Origin of the sequence: Streptomyces atriruber (assembly GCF_001418325.1) — a bacterium.
Lineage (GTDB): Bacteria > Actinomycetota > Actinomycetes > Streptomycetales > Streptomycetaceae > Streptomyces > Streptomyces atriruber.
The window spans coordinates 1-19,581 of record NZ_LIPN01000027.1 but is presented as its reverse complement, the minus strand read 5'-3'; the positions used below and the strand labels follow the sequence as shown (position 1 = coordinate 19,581).

16 protein-coding genes are annotated in these 19,581 nt (G+C 72.3%); 8 read left to right on the top strand and 8 right to left on the bottom strand.

Annotation, left to right across the window (positions count from 1 at the left end):
* Window positions 1–108: 108 nt before the first annotated feature.
* Complete coding sequence (nirB, locus tag AOK03_RS02605; protein ID WP_079074425.1) at window positions 109–2,949, bottom strand: nitrite reductase large subunit NirB; 2,841 nt, start codon at window positions 2,947–2,949, stop codon at window positions 109–111.
* Between the two features lie 359 nt (window positions 2,950–3,308).
* On the opposite strand from nirB, the gene AOK03_RS02600 reads away from it, so the two are divergent.
* From AOK03_RS02600 to AOK03_RS02580, 5 genes are all read left to right on the top strand, one after another.
* Window positions 3,309–4,019 (top strand): sirohydrochlorin chelatase, encoded by a 711-nt coding sequence (locus AOK03_RS02600; RefSeq protein WP_167355567.1) that lies wholly within the window; start codon window positions 3,309–3,311, stop codon window positions 4,017–4,019.
* 32 nt (window positions 4,020–4,051) lie between these two features.
* Window positions 4,052–5,317 (top strand): low temperature requirement protein A, encoded by a 1,266-nt coding sequence (locus AOK03_RS02595; protein ID WP_079074423.1) that lies wholly within the window; start codon window positions 4,052–4,054, stop codon window positions 5,315–5,317.
* Between the two features lie 25 nt (window positions 5,318–5,342).
* The gene (locus AOK03_RS02590) at window positions 5,343–6,449 is read left to right on the top strand and encodes a P1 family peptidase (RefSeq protein WP_079074422.1); all 1,107 of its coding nucleotides are present in this window, start codon (window positions 5,343–5,345) and stop codon (window positions 6,447–6,449) included.
* Window positions 6,450–6,591: 142 nt separating this feature from the next.
* Window positions 6,592–7,824, top strand: a complete 1,233-nt coding sequence (locus AOK03_RS02585; protein WP_107097904.1) for a L,D-transpeptidase — start codon at window positions 6,592–6,594, stop codon at window positions 7,822–7,824.
* A 226-nt stretch (window positions 7,825–8,050) separates the two neighbouring features.
* Window positions 8,051–8,827, top strand: coding sequence for a DUF6227 family protein (locus tag AOK03_RS02580; RefSeq protein WP_055563467.1), 777 nt, complete (start codon window positions 8,051–8,053; stop codon window positions 8,825–8,827).
* A 24-nt stretch (window positions 8,828–8,851) separates the two neighbouring features.
* Here AOK03_RS02580 and AOK03_RS02575 read toward each other — a convergent pair whose 3' ends face one another.
* The 5 genes from AOK03_RS02575 to AOK03_RS02555 form a co-directional block, all read right to left on the bottom strand.
* On the bottom strand, window positions 8,852–9,106 hold the full coding sequence (locus AOK03_RS02575; RefSeq protein ID WP_055563466.1) for a hypothetical protein: 255 nt from the start codon (window positions 9,104–9,106) through the stop codon (window positions 8,852–8,854).
* Window positions 9,107–9,247: 141 nt separating this feature from the next.
* A complete protein-coding gene (locus tag AOK03_RS02570) occupies window positions 9,248–11,287 on the bottom strand; it encodes a PTS fructose transporter subunit IIABC (RefSeq protein ID WP_055563465.1) in 2,040 nt (679 codons plus the stop codon).
* A gap of 67 nt (window positions 11,288–11,354) precedes the next feature.
* Window positions 11,355–12,302 carry a 1-phosphofructokinase gene (pfkB, locus tag AOK03_RS02565; RefSeq protein ID WP_055563464.1) on the bottom strand — a complete coding sequence of 316 codons (948 nt, stop codon included), beginning with the start codon at window positions 12,300–12,302 and terminating at the stop codon, window positions 11,355–11,357.
* 23 nt (window positions 12,303–12,325) lie between these two features.
* Entirely contained in the window at window positions 12,326–13,087 is a 762-nt protein-coding gene (locus tag AOK03_RS02560; protein WP_055563463.1) for a DeoR/GlpR family DNA-binding transcription regulator, read from the bottom strand.
* A 174-nt stretch (window positions 13,088–13,261) separates the two neighbouring features.
* Window positions 13,262–13,918: a TetR/AcrR family transcriptional regulator gene (locus tag AOK03_RS02555; protein WP_055563462.1), complete on the bottom strand. Its 657-nt coding sequence runs from the start codon at window positions 13,916–13,918 to the stop codon at window positions 13,262–13,264.
* Window positions 13,919–14,073: 155 nt separating this feature from the next.
* On the opposite strand from AOK03_RS02555, the gene AOK03_RS02550 reads away from it, so the two are divergent.
* Window positions 14,074–15,327 (top strand): extracellular solute-binding protein, encoded by a 1,254-nt coding sequence (locus AOK03_RS02550; RefSeq protein ID WP_055563461.1) that lies wholly within the window; start codon window positions 14,074–14,076, stop codon window positions 15,325–15,327.
* Window positions 15,328–15,443: 116 nt separating this feature from the next.
* Here AOK03_RS02550 and AOK03_RS02545 read toward each other — a convergent pair whose 3' ends face one another.
* A complete protein-coding gene (locus tag AOK03_RS02545) occupies window positions 15,444–16,973 on the bottom strand; it encodes an MFS transporter (RefSeq protein ID WP_055563460.1) in 1,530 nt (509 codons plus the stop codon).
* A gap of 62 nt (window positions 16,974–17,035) precedes the next feature.
* Here AOK03_RS02545 and AOK03_RS02540 point away from each other — a divergent pair, with 62 nt between their 5' ends.
* Window positions 17,036–18,043, top strand: coding sequence for a helix-turn-helix transcriptional regulator (locus tag AOK03_RS02540; RefSeq protein WP_055563459.1), 1,008 nt, complete (start codon window positions 17,036–17,038; stop codon window positions 18,041–18,043).
* A gap of 48 nt (window positions 18,044–18,091) precedes the next feature.
* On the opposite strand, the gene AOK03_RS02535 is transcribed toward AOK03_RS02540, so the two are convergent.
* Complete coding sequence (locus AOK03_RS02535) at window positions 18,092–19,093, bottom strand: sigma-70 family RNA polymerase sigma factor (protein ID WP_055563458.1); 1,002 nt, start codon at window positions 19,091–19,093, stop codon at window positions 18,092–18,094.
* A gap of 202 nt (window positions 19,094–19,295) precedes the next feature.
* On the opposite strand from AOK03_RS02535, the gene AOK03_RS44965 reads away from it, so the two are divergent.
* The gene (locus tag AOK03_RS44965) at window positions 19,296–19,439 is read left to right on the top strand and encodes a GNAT family N-acetyltransferase (protein WP_157868838.1); all 144 of its coding nucleotides are present in this window, start codon (window positions 19,296–19,298) and stop codon (window positions 19,437–19,439) included.
* The last annotated feature ends 142 nt before the right edge of the window (window positions 19,440–19,581 follow it).

Genomic DNA, 19,581 nt, shown 5'->3' with positions numbered 1-19,581 from the left:
GACCTTGCTACGGGGCCTGACGTATCCACCTTCCGGCGCGCGGGCGATCGAAAGCAGAGGCGTAGGACACCTCCCGACCGGGCCGAAGTCCGGGAATGCGAAGGGACTTCAGACCTCGTGCACCGGCAGCACGACCGACGGGTCGTCCAGGCACTCGCCGGTCCGCAGGTCGAACTCCTGCTTGTGCATCGGCGAGGCCACGACGGTGCGGCCGCCACGGGTGCCGAGGATGCCGTGGGCGATCACGTCGGCCCCGGAGAACGGGTCCCGGTTGCCGACGGCGTAGACCCGCCCCGCACCGTCCTTGAAGAGGGCCGCCTCGGTGCCGTCGGGCAGCACCGCCGCCCGCCCGCGGCCCGGCTCCAGGAACTCGGGAGACGGCTGCGCGAGGTGCTGCTCGAAGCGCGCCAAGGCCTGCGGGTCCTCCAGGACCGCCTGCCACTCGTCGCGGTAGGCCGCCGCGTGGCGGTCCATCTGGGCCTCCAGCTCGGCGCAGATGCCGAGCGAGTCGTCGATCAGGACGGACTTCAGGTGGTCGAGGCCGCCGATGCGCTCGAACCACGGAGCGGTCCGCTCCAGACGCTCGCCGGTCCGCAGGTAGTACATGAGGAAACGGTCGACGAGGCTGAGGAGTTCGGTGGTCGACAGGTCGGCGGCGAGGAGGTCGGCGTGGCGCGGCCGGGCGCCGCCGTTGCCGCAGACGTAGAGGTTCCAGCCGTTGGCCGTGGCGATGACGCCGATGTCCTTGCCGCGGGCCTCGGCGCACTCGCGCAGACATCCGGAGACGCCGCCCTTGATCTTGTGCGGGGTGCGCAGGCCGCGGTAGCGCAGTTCCAGGTCGATCGCGAGCCGCACGGAGTCGCCCTGTCCGAACCGGCAGAACTTCGCCCCGACACAGGACTTCACCGTGCGCAGCGATTTGCCGTAGGCGTGGCCGGACTCCAGGCCGACGGCGACCAGGCGGCGCCAGATCGCGGGGAGTTGGTCCGCGCGGGCGCCGGAGAGGTCGATGCGCTGGCCGCCGGTGATCTTCGTGTAGAGGTCGAAGTCGCGGGCGACCTCGCCGATCGCGATGAGCTGGGCGGGGGTGATCTCGCCGCCGGGGACGCGCGGGACGACGGAGTAGGTGCCGTCCTTCTGGAGGTTGGCGAGGAAGAGGTCGTTGGAGTCCTGGAGGGCGGCCTGCTCACCGTCCAGGACGTGGCCGAGGCCCAGTTCGGGGGCGAGGGTGCCGAGGACGTTCCCGACGACGGGCTTGCAGACGGCGCAGCCCTCGCCGCCCAGGCCGTGCTTCGTCATCAGCTCGGTGAAGGAGCGGATGCGCTCGGTGCGGACCGTCTCGTAGATCTCGGCCCGCGTCAGGGCGAAGTGTTCGCACAGGCCCTTCGGGCGCTCGACTCCGGCGGCGGCGAGCTCCGCGTCGAGCACGGACTGCAGCGTGGCGAGGCAGCCGCCGCAGCCCGTCCCTGCCTTGGTGCAGCGCTTGATGCCACCGATGTCGGTGAGGGAGTTCTCGGCGACGGCGGTGCGGACGGCTCCCTTGGTGACGTTGTGGCAGCTGCAGACGACGGCGTCGTCGGGGAGGGCGTCGGCGCCCGGGAGTTCGATGTCCGAGGCGGGCAGGACGTAGGCCTGAGGAGGCGCGGGCAGCGGGCGTCCGGCGTGCGGCACCAGGGTGCCGTAGGCCTCGGCGTCGCCGACGAGGATGCCGCCGAGCAGCTGTCCCTCCGGCCCGAGCAGCAGTTTCTTGTAGACGCCTTCGCGGCTGTCGGAGAAGACAACGGAGACGGCGCCGCCCTCCGCGCCCTCGGGCGCGAACGGGTCGCCGAAGGAGGCGACGTCGGCGCCCATCAGCTTCAGCTTCGTGGAGGTGTCGGCCCCGGTGAAGACGGCGGTGCCGTCCCCCGCCAAGGCATCGGCGGCCGCCTCGGCCATCTGGTAGCCGGGGGCGACCAGGCCGTAGACGCGGCCGTCGGCCCCCTGGGCGCACTCGCCGATCGCGTAGACGTAGGGGTCGGTGGTGCGGCAGTGCGCGTCGACGACGATGCCGCCCCGGTCCCCCACGACCAGCCCCGCCTCGCGGGCAAGGCGGTCCCGGGGACGTACGCCGGCGGAGAAGACCACGACATCGACGTCGAGGGTGCGGCCGTCGCTCAGGCACAGCGCGCGCACGGCTCCCTCGTCGTCCGCGTCGACCCGGCTCGCCCCGACCCCCGTGTGCACGGACACGCCCATCGACTCGATGGTGGCGCGCAGGGCCGCGGCGCCTCCGTCGTCGACCTGGAGCGGCATCAGCCGGGGTGCGAACTCGACGACGTGGGTGCGCAGTCCCAGGGTGCGCAGTGCGCCCGCGGCCTCCAGGCCGAGGAGTCCGCCGCCGATGACGACGCCGGTGGTGCGGCCTTCTTCGGAGGCGTACGCGGAGAGGGTCTCGACGTCGTACAGGGTGCGGTAGGTGAAGCAGCCGGGGGCGTCGGCGCCCGGGATGGGCGGCACGAAGGGGTAGGAGCCGGTGGCGATGACCAGGGCGTCGTAGGGGACGGTGGCGCCGGAGGTCGTGGCGACCGTGCGGGCCGCGGTGTCGATGTGCTCGGCCGGGTCGGACAGGCGCAGGTCGATGCCGTGGCGGGCGAGGAAGTCGTCGTCGCACAGGGTCAGTTCGGCGTCGGTCGCGCCGGTGAACGCGGAGGAGAGGTGGACCCGGTCGTACGCGGGCCTGTCCTCCTCGGCGAGCACGGTCACCCGCCAGCCGGGACCGCCCGGCGCCGCGGGGTCGGCGAGGGCGCCACGCTCCGCGAGCGTCTCCAGGAAACGGTGGCCCACCATTCCGTGGCCGATGAGCACCAGGGTCTGGGTCATGGGAGTCACACTCCGTCGCGCTGGGGGAATCCCCCGCCGAGCCGCTGCGGGAGGGAGATCTTCCCTCTGACGGTAGGCCGGGCGCGGCATGGCGTCGGACCGCTAAGGGCCCTTCCGCGGGGGCCCAACGACCCATGTGGTCAGGCCTTTTGGCGGGCGTTCCCCGGCGGGAGCGGGCGTAGCGTCGTGGGCGACGGGCTGCTCCCCGACCACGACGGCAGCCCGGTGCGGTGCGGTTTCCGGGGCGGGAGTGCGGCGACACCACTGTCCCGTCCCGGACCCGCTCGCACAGAGCGTGGGTTCTCCGGCTTCGGGTGGGGTGGACAGTGCGGCCTCTGGAAGAGCGACGTCTGGAGCGGCGACCTTTGGAAGGCCTGTCCCGGGAAGAGCGGCCTCTGGAAGAGCAGCCCCTGGACAGGGGTTCGGCAGCTCCGCCCCTCGTACTCGTCGTGCACGGCAGCGCCCTGCCCGGCGCCGCCCTCACCCTGCGGCGGCTCTGCGACCAGGTCGAGGGGCTCGGCGGGGTGCGGCCCGCCCTGGGCCACCTCGACCATCCCTCCCCTGCCGCCCCCTCCCTCGCCGAAGCGCTGCGGGACGGCGCCGTCGTCGTGCCCCTCCTCCTCGGCGACGGTTACCACCGCACGGTCGACATCCCCGCCGTCGTCCGCGGCCATGACGGCCCCGGCCGCCGCGGGTGCGTGCTCACCGAAGGGCTCAGCGGCGACCGTGCCGTGGCGCTCGCCCTGCGCGACCGGCTGTACGAGGCGGAGCGGCAAGCGGGGGTGGAGGCCGACGCCGTGGTCCTCGCCGCGGCCGGATCGTCGCGGCCCGGGGGCAACGACGGGGCGCGGGTGGCCGTCCGGCAGTTGCGCGGGCTGCTGCGCGGGACTCCGGTGTGCGGGGCGTACTGCTCCTCGGCCGGGCCGACCGTCCCGGAGGCGGTGGCGCGGCTGCGGGGCGCCGGGTACCGGAGGGTGGCCGTGGCCGCGCATCTGCTGGCGCCGGGGCGGTTCACGGTGGCGCTCGCCGAGGCCGGTGCCGATGCGGTGGCCGACCCGATCGCCGACCACCCGGACATCGCGGCGCTGGTCCTGCGCCGGTACGAGACTGCCTTGCGTCGCCCGGGTGGCCCTGCCGTGCCGCTCGGTGCCGCAGCCTGACTCGGCGTACGCCTTCTGCTGTCCTGGAGGGCATGACGACCTCTCCCGACTCCCCCACCCCACCAGGCCCATCCAGCCCGTCAGACTCACTCGTCTCACCCGCCTCACCTACCTCAGCCACCTCACCGGATTCCTCCTTCAGCAGCCCGTTGCGGCCGCTCCTGGCCCGGGGCCGCGACGAGGAGCACCGCGCCGCGACCCCGCTGGAGCTCTTCTTCGACCTGTGCTTCGTCGTGGCGGTCGCACAGGCCGGTGCAGAGCTGGTGCATGCCGTCGCAGAGGGGCACCCGGGCGAGGGCGTCCTCAACTACGCGATGGTCTTCTTCGCGATGTTCTGGGCGTGGGTCAACTTCTCCTGGTTCTCCTCGGCGTACGACAACGACGACGCGCTGTACCGCGTGGTCACGCTGATCCAGATCGCCGGTGTGCTCGTCTTCGCCGCCGGGGTCTCCAAGGGCTTCGAGGACCACGACTTCCTCCTGGTCTGGCTCGGCTACCTGATCATGCGGGTCGCCCTCACCACGCAGTGGCTGCGCGTCGCCAGGGCGTCGACGGGCGCCGAGCGCGGGACGGCCCTGCGGTATGCGGCGGGCGTGCTGATCTGCCAGGTCGGCTGGTCGGGGCTGCTGTTCCTGCCGGAGGGCGCCCGGCCCTGGCTGTTCCTCGTGATGGCGATCGCGGAGATGTGCGTGCCGGTGATCGCGGAGCGCGCGTACACGACGGCGTGGCACCCGCACCACATCTCCGAGCGGTACGGCCTGTTCACGATCATCGTGCTCGGCGAGACCATCGCGGCGGCGACCGTGGCGGTGAAGTCGGGCATGGAAGAGCACGACGCGCTGGACGAGTTGCTGCCCATCGCCGCGGGCGGCCTCCTCGTCGTGTTCGCCGCGTGGTGGATCTACTTCGTCGTGCCCATCCACGGCCGGCTGAGGAGCAACCGTCAGGCGTTCCTGTGGGGTTACGGCCACTACGTGATCCTCGGCTCGGCCGCGGCGATCGGGGCCGGGATCGAGGTGGCGGTCGAACAGGCCGTCGGCAAGGCGCACATCTCGACGGTGGCGGCGTCCGCCGCGGTGACCGTGCCGACGGCGCTCTATCTGGTCACGGTGTGGGCGCTGCACTCCCGCTACTACAAGGTGGGGGTGGCGCAGCAACTGGTGTTGCCGGTGAGCGCGTTGGCGGTGCTGGCCAGTACGTTCGCGGGCCGCTGGGCGGTGCTGGTGGCGGGGCTGGTCGCCGCGGCGACCGTCGCGACGGGGGTGACGCTCACCACCCGGATGGCGCGGCGCCCGTGACCGGCCCGCGTGGTACGCCTTCTTCATGACACCTGCTTCCGCTGATCCCGCCGGAGCCGACGGTTCCACCGGAGCCACCGATCCCGCCGCGGCCGCGCTCCGGCCGCTGTCCGGCTCTCTGACCGATGTCGCCGGCCTTCGGGTCGGTCATGCCACGTGGACCGGTGACGGCCGGCTCACCGGCACCACCGTGGTGCTCGCCCCCGAGGGCGGGGCCGTCGCGGCCGTGGACGTGCGCGGCGGCGGGCCCGGCACCCGCGAGACGGACGCCCTCGACCCGCGCAATCTGGTGCAGCGCGTCGAGGCGGTGGTCCTGACGGGCGGCAGTGCGTACGGACTGGACTCCGCGTCGGGTGTGGTGGCGTGGCTGGAGGAGCGGGGCCGGGGCGTGCGGGTCGGCCCCGACCCCTCCCACGTGGTGCCCGTCGTCCCGGCCGCCTGCGTCTTCGACCTGGGCCGGGGCGGCGACTTCGGGGCCCGCCCCGACGCGGCGACCGGCCGGGCAGCCGTCGAGGACGCCGCGCGCACCGAGCCGTTCACCCCGGTCGCGGAGGGGAACGTCGGGGCGGGCACCGGTGCGGTGGTCGGCAGGTTCAAGGGCGGCGTCGGCAGCGCGAGCGTCCGCCTCGATTCGGGGATCACGGTCGCCGTGCTGGCCGTAGCGAACGCCGCGGGCTCGGCGGTCGACCCGGGGACGGGGGCGCTGTACGGGCGGTACTTCGAGGGGAAGCGGGTGAGTTACCCGGCGCCCGAGGTCCACGAGGAGGCGACGCGGCGCCTCGCCGAGGCCGCCGTCGAGAACGGGCCGCCCCCGCTGAACACCACCCTCGCCGTGGTCGCCACCGACGCCGAACTGACCAAGGCGCAGGCACAGAAGCTGGCGGGCACGTCGCACGACGGCATGGCACGCGCGGTGCGGCCCGTCCACCTCCTCAACGACGGCGACACGGTCTTCGCCCTCGCCACCGGGGAGCACGCCCTGGCCGCCGGGAATCCGCTCGCCCTCAACGAGGTCCTCGCCGCGGGCGCGGACCTGGTGACGGCAGCGATCACGCGGGCGATGCTGGCGGCGGAGTCCGTGGAAACGCCGGGCGGAACCTTCCCTTCGTACCTGGAGCTCTACCACAAGTAGGGGACAGATAGGAGTATCGGCCTCAAATCGCCCCACCCGGGGGCGCGTTGGGGCCGAAAGGTGTGCTCACACTCACACTGTTCGGACGGAACCTCTCCGGGCACAAGGCCGCTCTTAACTCGTACTGAGTCAGAACACGTACTTGGAGCAGCCCGTGACAAGGTCGGTCATAGTCAACCCCCGGCGCCGTGCCCTGCTGGCCGCCACCGCGCTCGCCGCCGTGGGCGCGCTGACCCTGACGGCCTGCGGCGGCGACGCCGATGCCAAGGACGACAAGAACGGCGGCAGCTCCTCGGCCGCCAAGGGCGCCGACATCACCATCTCGTCGAAGGACGGCGCCACCGACGCCTCGATCAACGCCACCGGCGTCAAGGTCAAGGGCGGCAAGCTGACCAGCGTGAAGATGACGTCGGTGACGTCCGGCACCGCGGTCGAGGGCACCATCTCCGGTGACGGCTCCTCCTGGAAGCCCAAGGCGCAGCTGGAGCGCGGCACGAAGTACAAGGTGACCGCGGACGCCAAGGACGCCAAGGGCAACGCGGCGACCGAGAACGCGACGTTCACCACGATCTCCTCCGCCAACAGCTTCATCGGCACCTACGCGCCCGACGGCGGCGCCAAGGTCGGCGTCGGCATGCCGGTCTCCTTCAACTTCGACAAGGCGATCACGGAGAAGAAGGACGTCCAGTCCCACATCACCGTGACGACCAGCAGCGGCCAGAAGGTCGTCGGCCACTGGTTCGGCAACCAGCGCCTGGACTTCCGGCCCGAGGACTACTGGAAGGCCGGTTCCAAGGTCACGATGAAGATCGACCTGGACGGCGTGAAGGGCGCGGACGGCGTCACCGGCGTGCAGAACAAGACGGTCACCTTCGACATCGGCCGCGCGCAGGTCTCCACGGTCGACGTGCAGGCCAAGAAGATGACGGTCGAGCGGGACGGCAAGGTCATCAAGTCCGTCCCGATCTCCGCGGGCAGCCCGTCGAACCCGACGTACAACGGCAAGATGGTCATCTCTGAGAAGTTCACCCAGACCCGGATGAACGGTGACACGGTCGGCTTCGGTGGGGAGTACGACATCAAGGACGTGCCGCACGCCATGCGGCTGTCCTCGTCGGGCACCTTCATCCACGGCAACTACTGGGGCTCGCCCTCGATCTTCGGCAGCGCCAACACCAGCCACGGCTGCGTCGGCCTGCAGGACGCGCGCGGCGCCGGCGACCCGAGCACCCAGGGCGCCTGGTTCTACAACAACTCCCTGATCGGCGACGTCGTGACGGTCAAGGGCTCCCCCGACAAGACCATCGCCCCGGACAACGGCCTCAACGGCTGGAACATGTCCTGGAGCGAGTGGACGGCGGGCAGCGCGAGCTGACGCACGCGCCCGCGGCGGCCGCCTCCGCCGCACCCCACAACTGAGCGAGCCACGCGGGAACTTCCCGCGTGGCTCGCGCGTTTTCTGGTTCCCGGGCTTCGTGCCCGCGCGTTTTCCGATTCCCGGGCTTCACGCCCGCGCGTTTTCCGGTTCACGGGCATGATGTCGGACCCAGGGACTACGGTATGCACTCACCAGGTGACATGTAGCAACGCCGGGAGAAGCCTTGAGCGTTCCGTACGACACTGCGTACGAGCCACCCGAGTCGCCCGAGCCACACTCTCCGGAGGAGCATCTCGAGCGACTCCTCGGCCGCGCCCTGAACTCCTTCGATCTGCCGGACGAGGTGCTGACCCGCCTCGGCTCCGCCCTCGCCCACGACACCTCGCTGCACTCCGCGCACCACAGCTCGGGGCTGCACCGGGAGACGTTCAGACACACCTGGCTGCTCACCGACGCGTCCGTGCTCACGCTCTGGGAGCTGGTCCACAACACCGCGCCGGGCAACACCCCGACGCACGAGCTCTATGCGGACGAGGAGGAGGCGGGCGTCGCCACCTCGCGGCTGCCGCTGCCGCCCGACCCGCCGGCGTGCGGCCGACCGGTCGTGCTCCAGCTCCCGGCCGACACCGAGCCGCGCCATGCGTACGTTCCGGACGATTCCGCGGACCACGCGCGCAGGCTCCTGCGCCGCGCGGAGAACCCCGACGGCGGCCGGCCGGGCAAGAGCGTCGCGCGGCTGCTGCGCGCCGCGTTCGCGCACCAGATCACCCAGGCCTTCGGCCGTCCGCGGCTGGCCGGTGAAATGCGCATGTGCTTCTCGCTCTACGAGCACGCGTTCCTGCTCTTCGACGGCGGCGAGACCAGCCTGTGGGAGGTCGAGCACACGCTCACGCCCGACGGGCGGCACATGTGCGAGGTGTACGACACCGAGGAGGCGGCCCGCGCCGCGATGGAGCGCAGGGCCCGCGCCTGGACCCGGGAGGGCCGGACGCGCGGCTAGCGCTTCAGGGGCCAGGGACGGGCTTCAGGAGCGGCCCTCGCCGAACTGCCGTACGAGACCGGCGAACGCGGCCCGCTCGTCCGCGGTGAGCTCCACGGCCTCCGTGCGCGGCGGGCCCTGCTGGGTCGGCAGCGCACGGAGCGACGGAGCCTGGCGCCACGCCTCCACGTCGAAACGTTCCTTGCGCATGACCCGCACCAGGCCGACGGCCCAGACGACGGTCGCCACGGCGAGAACGGCCACGCCTATCTGCTGAACGATCGAGACATCCTGGAGCATGCGGCCCAGTAGACAACAGGCGTGGGGTCTTTCGACAGGGGGCAATGGGACTTAGGTCCCGAAGTGACGCAAGTCGCACACTCCGGGACCCGTTGCCCTTCAGGGACGTTCCGATTACGTCCAGGGGGCAGGACGTCCGGACTAGACAGCCGCCGTCGCCTTCGCCGTCACCGGCTCCTCGGCGGGTGCCGTCTCCTCCGCCGCGCCCGAAGGCGTCGTCTTCCGGGTGCCCTTGAGCAGGACCACCACGGCCGTCGAGACGCAGACACCGGCGGCGATCGCGACCAGGTAGAGCAGGGGCCGGCCGATCAGCGGGACCACGAAGGCACCGCCGTGCGGGGCGCGCAGCGTGCAGCCGAAGGCCATCGACAGGGCGCCGGTGACCGCGCCGCCCGCCATCGACGCGGGGATCACGCGCAGCGGGTCGGCCGCGGCGAACGGGATCGCGCCCTCCGTGATGAAGGAGGCGCCGAGGAACCAGGCCGCCTTGCCGTTCTCCCGCTCGGTCTTGGTGAAGAGGCTTCCGCGGACCGTCGTGGCGAGGGCCATCGCGAGCGGCGGAACCATGCCCGCCGCCATCGCCGCGGCCATCACCTTGAGGCTGCCGTCGGTCGGGTGGGTGAGGCCGCCGATCGCGAAGGCGTACGCCACCTTGTTCAGCGGACCGCCGAGGTCGAAGCACATCATCAGGCCGAGAATGACGCCCAGGATGACAGCGTTGGCCCCGGAGAGACCCTCCAGCCAATCGGTCAGCGCGCTCTGCAGCGAGGCGATGGGCTTGCCGACCACGAGGAACATCAGGAAGCCGACCACCGCCGACGAGATCAGCGGAATCACCACGACCGGCATGATGCCGCGCAGCACGGACGGGATCCGGACCCGTTGGATGCCCATGACGACGGCGCCCGCGAGCAGGCCCGCGGCGAGACCGCCGAGGAAGCCCGCGTTGATCGTGACGGCGACCGAACCGCCGACGAAGCCGGGGACCAGGCCCGGCCGGTCGGCCATGCCGTACGCGATGTAGCCCGCGAGGACCGGGACGAGGAAGGCGAAGGCGAGCCCGCCGATCTGGAAGAGCAGCGCGGCCCAGCTGGTGTGGTCCGTCCAGATGAAGTGCTCGGCGACCGACGGCGCCTTGTCGATCTTCCAGCCGCCGATGGCGAAGCCGAGGGCGATGAGGAGGCCGCCCGCGGCCACGAACGGGACCATGTAACTCACGCCGGACATCAGCCACTTGCGCAGCTTGGTGCCGTAGCCGTCGCCGTCGGCCCCGGCGCCCTCCACCGGGGTGGGGCCGGTGGCAGGGGCGGTGGTCTCGCCCCGGGCCGCCTTCTCCCGCACCTCGGCGATGAGTTCGGCGGGGCGGTTGATACCGGCCTTGACGCCCACGTCGACGGTGGGCTTTCCGGCGAAACGGTCCTTGTCGCGTACGGGGACGTCGTGGGCGAACACGACGGCGTCCGCCGCGGCGACGACCGCGGGGTCGAGACGGGTGAAGCCCGCCGACCCCTGCGTCTCGACCGTGATCTCCACGCCCGCCTCACGGGCCGCGTTCTCCAGGGACTCCGCCGCCATGTAGGTGTGGGCGATGCCCGTGGGACAGGAGGTGACGGCGACGATACGGAAGGGCTCTTCCGCGGCGGAACCGCTGTCGGGAGCGACGGGTTCGGCGTCCCCAGCGGCAGGTTCACCGTCCCCGGCCGCCGCTTCGCCGTCCCCAGCAGCCGCTTCCGCGTCCTCGCCGCTGATCAGCGCCGCCGCCTCCGCCGCCGTCGAGGCGGACCGCAGCGCCCCCGTGAACCCCGCGTCCATCAGCTGCCGCGCCAGCGACGACAGGATCGTCAGATGGGCGTCGTCCGCACCCGCCGGGGCCGCGATCAGGAAGATCAGGTCCGCCGGGCCGTCCGGCGCGCCGAAGTCGATGCCCCGCGCCGAGCGGCCGAAGGCCAGGGTCGGCTCGGTGACGTGCGCGCTGCGGCAGTGCGGGATGCCGATGCCGCCGTCCAGGCCGGTCGGCATCTGCGCCTCGCGGGCCGCCACGTCGGCGAGGAACCCCGCCAGGTCGGTCACCCGGCCCAGGGCCACCATCCGTTCGGCGAGCGCGCGGGACGCCGCTTCCTTGCTGTCGGCGGACAGGTCGAGTTCGAGGTCGACCAGGTCCGCGGTGATCATGTCGGTCATCGCGGGCTCCTTCGCACGCGTATCGCCCGGCGGGCGGCGGCTGTTGGGGGGACGGCGGCAGGAGGGTTCATGCGGCGGGCTCCGTCAGTACGCGGTCCAGCGGCACGTCGGCCGTCACGGTGACCGCGTCCGGCGCCAGGTCCGAGGGGGACGGCATCACGCTGCCCGGCAGCTGGACGGCGGCGGCGCCGTGGGCCACGGCCGAGGCGAGCGCGGCCGGTCCGGTGCCGCCCGCGATCAGGAAGCCCGCCAGGGAGGAGTCGCCCGCGCCGACGTTGCTGCGCACGGCGTCGACGGGAGCACTCGCGAAGTGCGCGCCCGCGTCGTCGACCAGGAGCTGGCCGTCGGCGCCGAGACTCGCGAGGACGGCCCGCGCCCCCAGCTCCCGCAGCTCCTCGGCCGCCTTGACCGCGTCTCCGACCGTGGCGAGGGGGCGGCCGACGGCCTCGGCGAGCTCTTCGGCGTTCGGCTTGACGACGTCGGGGCGTTCGGCGAGGGCGGCGAGCAGGGCCGGGCCCGAGGTGTCCAGGGCGATGCGGGCACCGGCGGCGTGCGCGCGGGCCACGAGCTCCGCGTACCAGGAGGGCCGCAGGCCGCGCGGCAGGCTGCCGCAGCAGGCGATCCAGTCGGCGCCGGCCGAGCGCTCGCCGACGGTGGCGAGCAGCGACTTCTGCTCGCGCTCCGACAGTTCGGGTCCGGGGGCGTTGATCTTCGTGAGGGTGCCGTCGGGCTCCGCGACCGCGATGTTGGAGCGGGTCTGCCCGGTGACGGGGACCGGGGCGACCTCGATGCCCTGCCCGTCGAGGAGCTGCGCGACGAGCGCGCCGGGCGCGCCGCCCAGCGGCAGTACGGCGACGGTCCGCACGCCCGCGGCCGCGACGGCCCGCGAGACGTTGACGCCCTTGCCGCCCGGGTCCACGCGCTCGCCGGTGGCGCGGACGACCTCGCCGCGGTCGAGCGACGACACCTCGTAGGTGCGGTCGAGGGAGGGGTTCGGGGTGACGGTGAGGATCATGCGCGTACCGGCTGCTTCCTTGCTCATGCGCGTACTACTTCCGTGCCGCCGCGCTCGATGGCGGCCGCGTCGTCGTCGGTGAGGCCGGTGTCGGTGATCAGGAGGTCGACGTCGGCCAGGTCGCCGAAGCGTGCGAAGTGCTCCTGGCCGTGCTTGGCGGAGTCCGCGAGCAGGACGACCCGGCGGGCCGCCGCGACGGCCGCGCGCTTCACGGCAGCCTCGGCGAGGTCGGGGGTGGTCAGTCCGGCGTCGGCGGAGAAGCCGTTGGCGGCGAGGAAGAGGACGTCGGCGCGGATCTCGCCGTACGCCCGCAGCGCCCACGCGTCGACGGCCGCGCGCGTACGCTGCCTGACCCGGCCGCCGATGAGGTGGAGCTGGACGCCGGGGTGGTCGGCGAGGCGGGCCGCGGTGGGCAGCCCGTGCGTGACGACGGTGAGCGTCGACTCCAGCGGGAGCGCCGCAGCGAGCCGCGCGACGGTCGACCCGGCGTCGAGGACGATGCTGCCCTCCGCGGGCAGTTCGGCGAGGGCGGCGCGGGCGATGCGGTCCTTCTCGTCGGCCGCGGTGCCCTCGCGCTCGGCGAGGTCCGGCTCGAAGTCGAGCCGCCCGGCCGGTATGGCACCGCCGTGCACGCGGCGCACGAGTCCGGCCCGGTCGAGCGCCTTCAGGTCGCGCCGGATGGTCTCGGCGGTGACCTGGAACTCCTCGGCCAGCGACAGCACGTCGACGCGACCGCCGTCGCGTGCGAGGCGCAGGATCTCCTGCTGCCGCTCCGGTGCGTACATGTCCGTTTGCCTCCGTCGCATGCCCGATCCTGTGGTTTCACTCGGAGAGTACGGCCGGATTTCCGGAAAGTAAACAGGTTCGGGCCCGACTCGGACACAAACGGACTTTCACCTCTACGGATGCACCCCTTTGGACCATCGCCTCGGGCAGTCCCTTTGGCCCGCCCCTCGGGCCTACGGCCAGGGGAACGTCTCCAGCGCCGCAAGGCACCGCTCCGCCAGCCCCGCGGGCCCCGCGGGCGCCTCAGGACTCACGTCCCCCGCCGCCCACGTCTCCACCGCCACCCGCACCGCCACACTCGCGACGCCCGCCGCGAGGCGCAGCTCCAGGGGCGGCTCCGGGGGCCGCTCCGGGGACGACCCGGCGGAGGTCCCGCCCCCGGCCCGCTCCGCCAGGACCGCCAGCAGCGTCTGCTCCGACGCATGGCACGCGTCCGCCCACACCGCCCGCAGCGCCGGGCTCTCCGCCGACATGCGCAGCAGCGCGCGCACCCAGGCCAGGGACTCCGCCGCCCGCTCGGTGTCGACCGCGAGCGCATCCCTGACCGCGTGCCGCAGCGCGTCCGGCACGGAGAGGTCCGCCGGGGCGCGGCGCACCGCCTCCGCCCACTGCTGCGCACCCGCCGCGAAGAGCGGCGCGACCGACTCCTCCTTGGTCGGGAAGTAGCGGTAGAACGTGCGCGGCGCGACGCCCGCCGACCGCGCGATGTCCTCGGCGCGGGTGGCCCGCAGTCCGTCCGCGACGAAGAGCGCGGCCGCGGTGCGCGCGATGTCCAGGCGGGTCTCGTTCTTGCGTCGCTCCGTCAGCGAAACGGCAGGCATGTCAGGCATGTCAGGCAGGTTATGCCAGCTTCCGTACGACGGTTCGGAGCCGTCCTGAGGCACGCACTGCCCATGTGACAGAATCTGCCACCGTAAGCCGCGCCGGAGAGTGCGCGGAGGGCACGCGTACGGCACGCGGTGCGAGCTAGAGGTGGCAAACAGCGGTGCGTCGTCGGCAGTTCCTTCTCCACACGGCCGGTCTCACCGGCGCCACCGCGCTCGGCGCCACCGGCCTCAGCGCCTGCTCCGCGGAGACCGACACCCCGCTCAGGCTCCTCGTGGCCAGCTACGACAAGAGCGTGGGCTCCTCGCTCGGCGACCAGTGGGACAGCCTCATCGGCGCCTTCAAGAAGGCCCACCCGGGCATCGACGTCGACCTCGAACGCGTCCCCTTCGCCAAGCTCGACCGCACCCTGGCCCGGCGCGTGAAGGACGGCGACGCCCCCGACATCGCCCAGTCCAACCTGTTCGCGCCCTACGCCGAGGACGACAAGCTGTACGGCGCGTCGGACCTCTTCGACGTCCGTACCGAGGGCGACTTCATCCGCTCCTACGCGGAGGCGGGCATGGTCGACCGCGTCCAGTACGGGCTGCCCTTCCTGGCCAGCACCCCGCGGCTCTTCTACAACAAGGCGCTGTTCAAGCAGGCCCGCATCAAGGCGCCCCGCTCCTGGGCCGAACTGCGCGACGCGGCCGTGGCGTTGAAGGCGATCGGCGTGCCCACCCCGTACGGCCTGCAGCTCGGGCCGGAGGCCGCCGAGGACGAGGCGCTCGCCTGGCTGCTCGCGGACGGCGGCGGCTACGCGGCCCTCACCGGCTACGACTTCGCCACCCCCAGCAACATCGACACCCTCACCTGGCTGCGCGACAACCTCGTGGCGCGCGGCCTGGCGGGCGCCGACCCGAAGTCGCTGACGAGGACGGACGCGTACGCCCAGTTCCTGCGCGGCAAGATCGGCATGATGATCGCGCACCCGGTCCTGATGGGCGCCGCCGACCAGGCCAAGTTCCCCTACGCGCACGCCCCGTTCCCCCGCAAGCTCGGCGGCACGGCGCCGCCGGTGGGGCTCAACGACTGGCTGATGGCGTTCAAGCAGAACGGGCGGCGCGAGCAGTGCGGCACGTTCCTGAGCTATCTGTACGGGCGCAAGTCCGCCCTGGCGTACGGCGGGAGCCAGTCCGCCCTGCCGGTGACGAGCTCGGCGTCAAACGCCCTGCGCAAGGACCCGAAGCAGCGCCCGATGTGGGACTTCATCGACCAGATGCCGCAGGCGCAGTTCCAGCCGACGAACCTCGGCTCGTGGCCGGAGGTCAGGAGCGCGGTGCGCCGGCACATCGGCGAGGCGGTGGCCAAGGGCGGCAGCCCGAAGGCGGTCCTGGAGGCCCTGGACACGACGGCGGCCCAGGCGGAGCTGTGAGCGCTCCGCCGAGGGGCGGTTCGTACCCTCGCGACCTCCGGGTCCGTTGTGGCTGGTCGCGCAGTTCCCCGCGCCCCTGAGCTACCCGGCGCGGGGAACTGCGCGACCAGCGATCACTACGTCAGCGCCGGTTCCTTGTCCAGGGCGGTCGCGTCCGGCGCGTCCTCGGCTCCGCCACCCTCGACGTGCTGCTTCGGCTTGGCGGGCAGCGCGAACATCACCAGGAAGATGACGGCGAGCACGCCCGCCACCCACCACAGCGCGTTCTGGAACCCGTCCACGAACTCCGCGGGGATGCGGTCCGGCGTGACCCGCTCGTCGATGACCCCGAAGAAGACCACCGAGACCAGGCCGAGGCCGAGCGCGGTGCCCATCTGCTGCACGGTGTTGATGAGCCCCGATGCCGAACCCGCGTGCTCCTGCGGGACGTCCGAGAGGACCGCGTCCGTGAGCGGGGCCACGATCAGGCCCATGCCGACGCCCATCACGACCAGCGGGAGCGCCATCTGCCAGGGCGCGATGTCCGCCCCGTACCGCCCGGCCTCCCAGATGTAGATCAGCACGCCCGACGCCATCGCCAGGGCGCCCGCCTGCAGCACCTTGCGGCCGAAGCGGGGCACGAGCTTCTGCACGGAGATGCCCGCCGCCGCCGAGACGGCGATCGAGAACGGCACCCCGGTCAGTCCGGCGCGCAGCGCGCTCCAGCCGAGACCGACCTGCATGTAGAGCGTCCAGACCAGGAAGAAGATGCCCAGCGTGACGCCGAAGACCGTCTGCACCGCGATGCCCGCGGCGAAGCTCTTCACCTTGAACAGCGACAGCTCCACCAGCGGCGAACCGTCCTTCGCGGCCTTCCACTTCTCGTACGCGACGAGCGCGCCGAAGACGGCCAGGGACCCGGCCATCATCACGTACCCCCACACCGGCCAGCCCAGCTCGCGGCCGCGGGTCAGCGGGTAGAGCAGCATCAGCAGACCCGCGGTGACCAGGACGACGCCGACGAGGTCCAGCTTGAGGGCGCGCGGCGCCTTGGACTCGGAGATGAACTTCCGGCCGAGGACGATGCCCGCGATGCCGACCGGCAGGTTGATGAGGAAGATCGGCCGCCACTCGAGGCCGAAGATGTTCCACTCGGTGAGCAGCGCGCCGAGCAGTGGCCCGGAGACCGCGCCGAGGCCGACGATCATGCCGAAGAGGCCGAAGACCTTGCCGCGCTCGTGGGCCGGGAAGGTCGCGTGCACGATGGACAGCACCTGCGGCACCATCAGCGCGGCCATGCCGCCCTGCAGGATGCGCGAGGCGACCAGCATCTCCGGGTTCGCCGCGAAGCCGCAGAGCGCGGAGGCGACGGTGAACCCGGTGATGCCTATGAGGAAGATCCGCTTGCGGCCGTGGATGTCTCCGAGCCGCCCGCCGGTGACGAGCCCCGCGGCGAAGGCGAGCGAGTAGCCCGCGGTGATCCACTGGATCTGGCTGAACGTGGCGCCCGCGTCACGCTGGATGGACGGGATGGCGATGTTGACGATCGTGACGTCGACGAGGTCCATGAACGCGGCGGTCATCACGATCGCCAGGGCGAACCAACGCCGCCGGTCGCCGGGGGCCTCCGGCGGCACGGGAGCGGAAGTGGTGCTGGGTGAAGTCATGCCGCAAGGCTAGAGGCCATATAGGTCAGCTCATGTCCTAGTTCTCCGGCATCCTGGGCGACATGACGACGGACGGTACGACAGCGGCGGGCACGGACACCCCGGCCCGGCTCTTCCAGCTCCTCTCCCTGCTGCAGACGCCCCGCGAGTGGCCGGGCGCCGAGCTCTCCGAACGGCTCGGCGTCAGCAGGCGGACGGTGCGGCGGGACATCGACCGGCTGCGGGACCTCGGCTATCCGGTGCGGGCCAGCCAGGGCGCGGCCGGCGGCTACCGTCTGGTCGCGGGCAAGGCCATGCCGCCGCTGGTCCTGGACGACGAGGAGGCGGTGGCCATCGCGGTCGGGCTGCGGGCCGGGGCGGGGCACGCGGTGGAGGGCGTGGAGGAGGCGTCGGTGCGGGCGCTCGCCAAGCTGGAGCAGGTGCTGCCGGGGCGGCTGCGCCACCGGGTCTCCGCGCTGCAGATCGCGACGACGCCGCTGACCAGCGGGGACGGGGCGAGCATCGCGCCGGAGACGCTGACGGTGATGGCGTCCGCCGCGGCCGGGCACGAGCGGCTGCGGTTCGCCTATCGCGCGGGGGACGGCACGGCGTCGCGGCGGCTCACCGAGCCGTACCGGCTGGTCTCGACGGGGCGCCGCTGGTACCTCGTGGCGTACGACATCGACCGCGAGGACTGGCGGACCTTCCGGGTGGACCGGGTGTCCGAGCCGTTCGCGACGGGGGCGCGGTTCGTGCCGCGGGAGCTGCCGAAGGGCGACGCCGCGGCGTTCATCCGCGATTCGATGTGGCGCGGTCGGCCGACGTACGACCTCGATGTGACCTTCGCGGCGCCCGCGGAGTTCGTCACCGCGCGGCTGGCCGCCACGCTCGGTCCGGTGGAGGTCCTGGACGACCGCAGCTGTCGGCTGCGCTGCCGGGCGTCGGACTCGATCGAGTGGCTGGCGGTCCGCCTCGCGGTCATGGACTGCGACTTCACGGTGCACGGTCCGCGGGAACTGGTGGACTGCATCGGGGACATGAGCAAGCGTCTGTCCCGGTCGGTCTCCGGCGCGGAGCGATCGGAGAAATAGAGTCCCGGCGCCGGGGGGGATGGCGCCGGGACCCGGCCAGTGGGCCGCTCAGGCCGCCGCGTCGAAGCCGGTGTCCCGCGCCAGCTTCTTCAGCTCGAGGAGCGCGTGCTTCTCGATCTGGCGGATCCGCTCACGCGTCAGCCCGTGCTCCTTGCCGACCTCCGTCAGCGTCCGCTCGCGGCCGTCGTCGATGCCGTACCGCATCTTGATGATGGAGGCCGTGCGCTGGTCGAGGCGGCCGATCAGGCCGTCGAGCTCCTCGCTGCGGAGCAGCGAGAGGACGGACTGCTCGGGCGAGACGGCCGAGGTGTCCTCGAGGAGGTCGCCGAACTGGGTGTCGCCGTCGTCGTCCACGCCCATGTTCAGCGAGACGGGGTCGCGCGCCCAGTCCAGGACGTCCGTGACGCGCTCGGGGGTCGAGGACAGCTCCGCGGCGATCTCGGCGGGCTCGGGGTCGCGGCCGTTCTCCCGGTTGAACTCGCGCTGCACGCGGCGGATCCGGCCCAGCTCCTCCACCAGGTGGACGGGGAGGCGGATGGTGCGGGACTGGTCGGCGATGGAGCGGGTGATGGCCTGACGGATCCACCAGGTGGCATACGTGGAGAACTTGAAGCCCTTGGCGTAGTCGAACTTCTCGACGGCGCGGACCAGGCCCGCGTTCCCCTCCTGGATCAGGTCGAGGAGGGGGAGGCCGCTGCGCGGATAGCGGCGGGCGACCGCGACGACCAGGCGGAGGTTCGAGCGGATGAAGACGTCCTTGGCGCGCTCACCGTCGGCGACGAGGGCTTCGAGCTCCTCGCGGTCCGCGGTGACCTTGCTGTCCTCGACCTCGCCGTCCAGGATCTTCCGGGCATACACCCCGGCCTCGATGACCTGGGAGAGCTCCACTTCCTTGGCGGCGTCGAGGAGCGGCGTGCGCGCTATCTCGTCGAGGTACATGCCGACCAGGTCGCGGTCGGCGATCTCCCCGCCTACGGCGCGAACACTGCGTGCCGCGTCGGTCTCGCCGGAGGCGGCGGACTTACGACGGGCGACGGCACGGGTTGCCATGCGTGCTCCCTTGCGATGGTTGTCCTGGTCGGCCCATTTCTGGGGCCTCTGTGGTGGATGGCACACCCTCGGGTGCCCTGCATCCGTTGGAAACAACGACTGGAATCCGGACAGAATTCCCAAGCCGCACATCTTTTTTCCTGACGGTGCAGTACCCTGTGGCGCCACACGGGGCGGCCGGATGCCATCGGGTCGCTCAGAGGTGCAGGTCAGGCCGGGCGTCGAGGCCGGTCCCGAAGCCCTGACGGACCTCTGGAACCGCTCCGCGCGTGAGACGGCCGTCACCTTCGACGCCGTCGCCCACCTGCCGGAAGAGCGCCGCCGTTGGCTGCTCTCCCACCCCTGAAGACGGCCCGCGCCGCCCGTTGGTTGCTCAGGAGCACGATTCCGGTCTCCGCCCTGATCGTGTGCTCGGTCGCGCCACGAGTAGTCCTCCCTGATCGAAATCGGCTCGACGCCCGGCAGGAGCCGCCCCTCGGCCCCCGCCC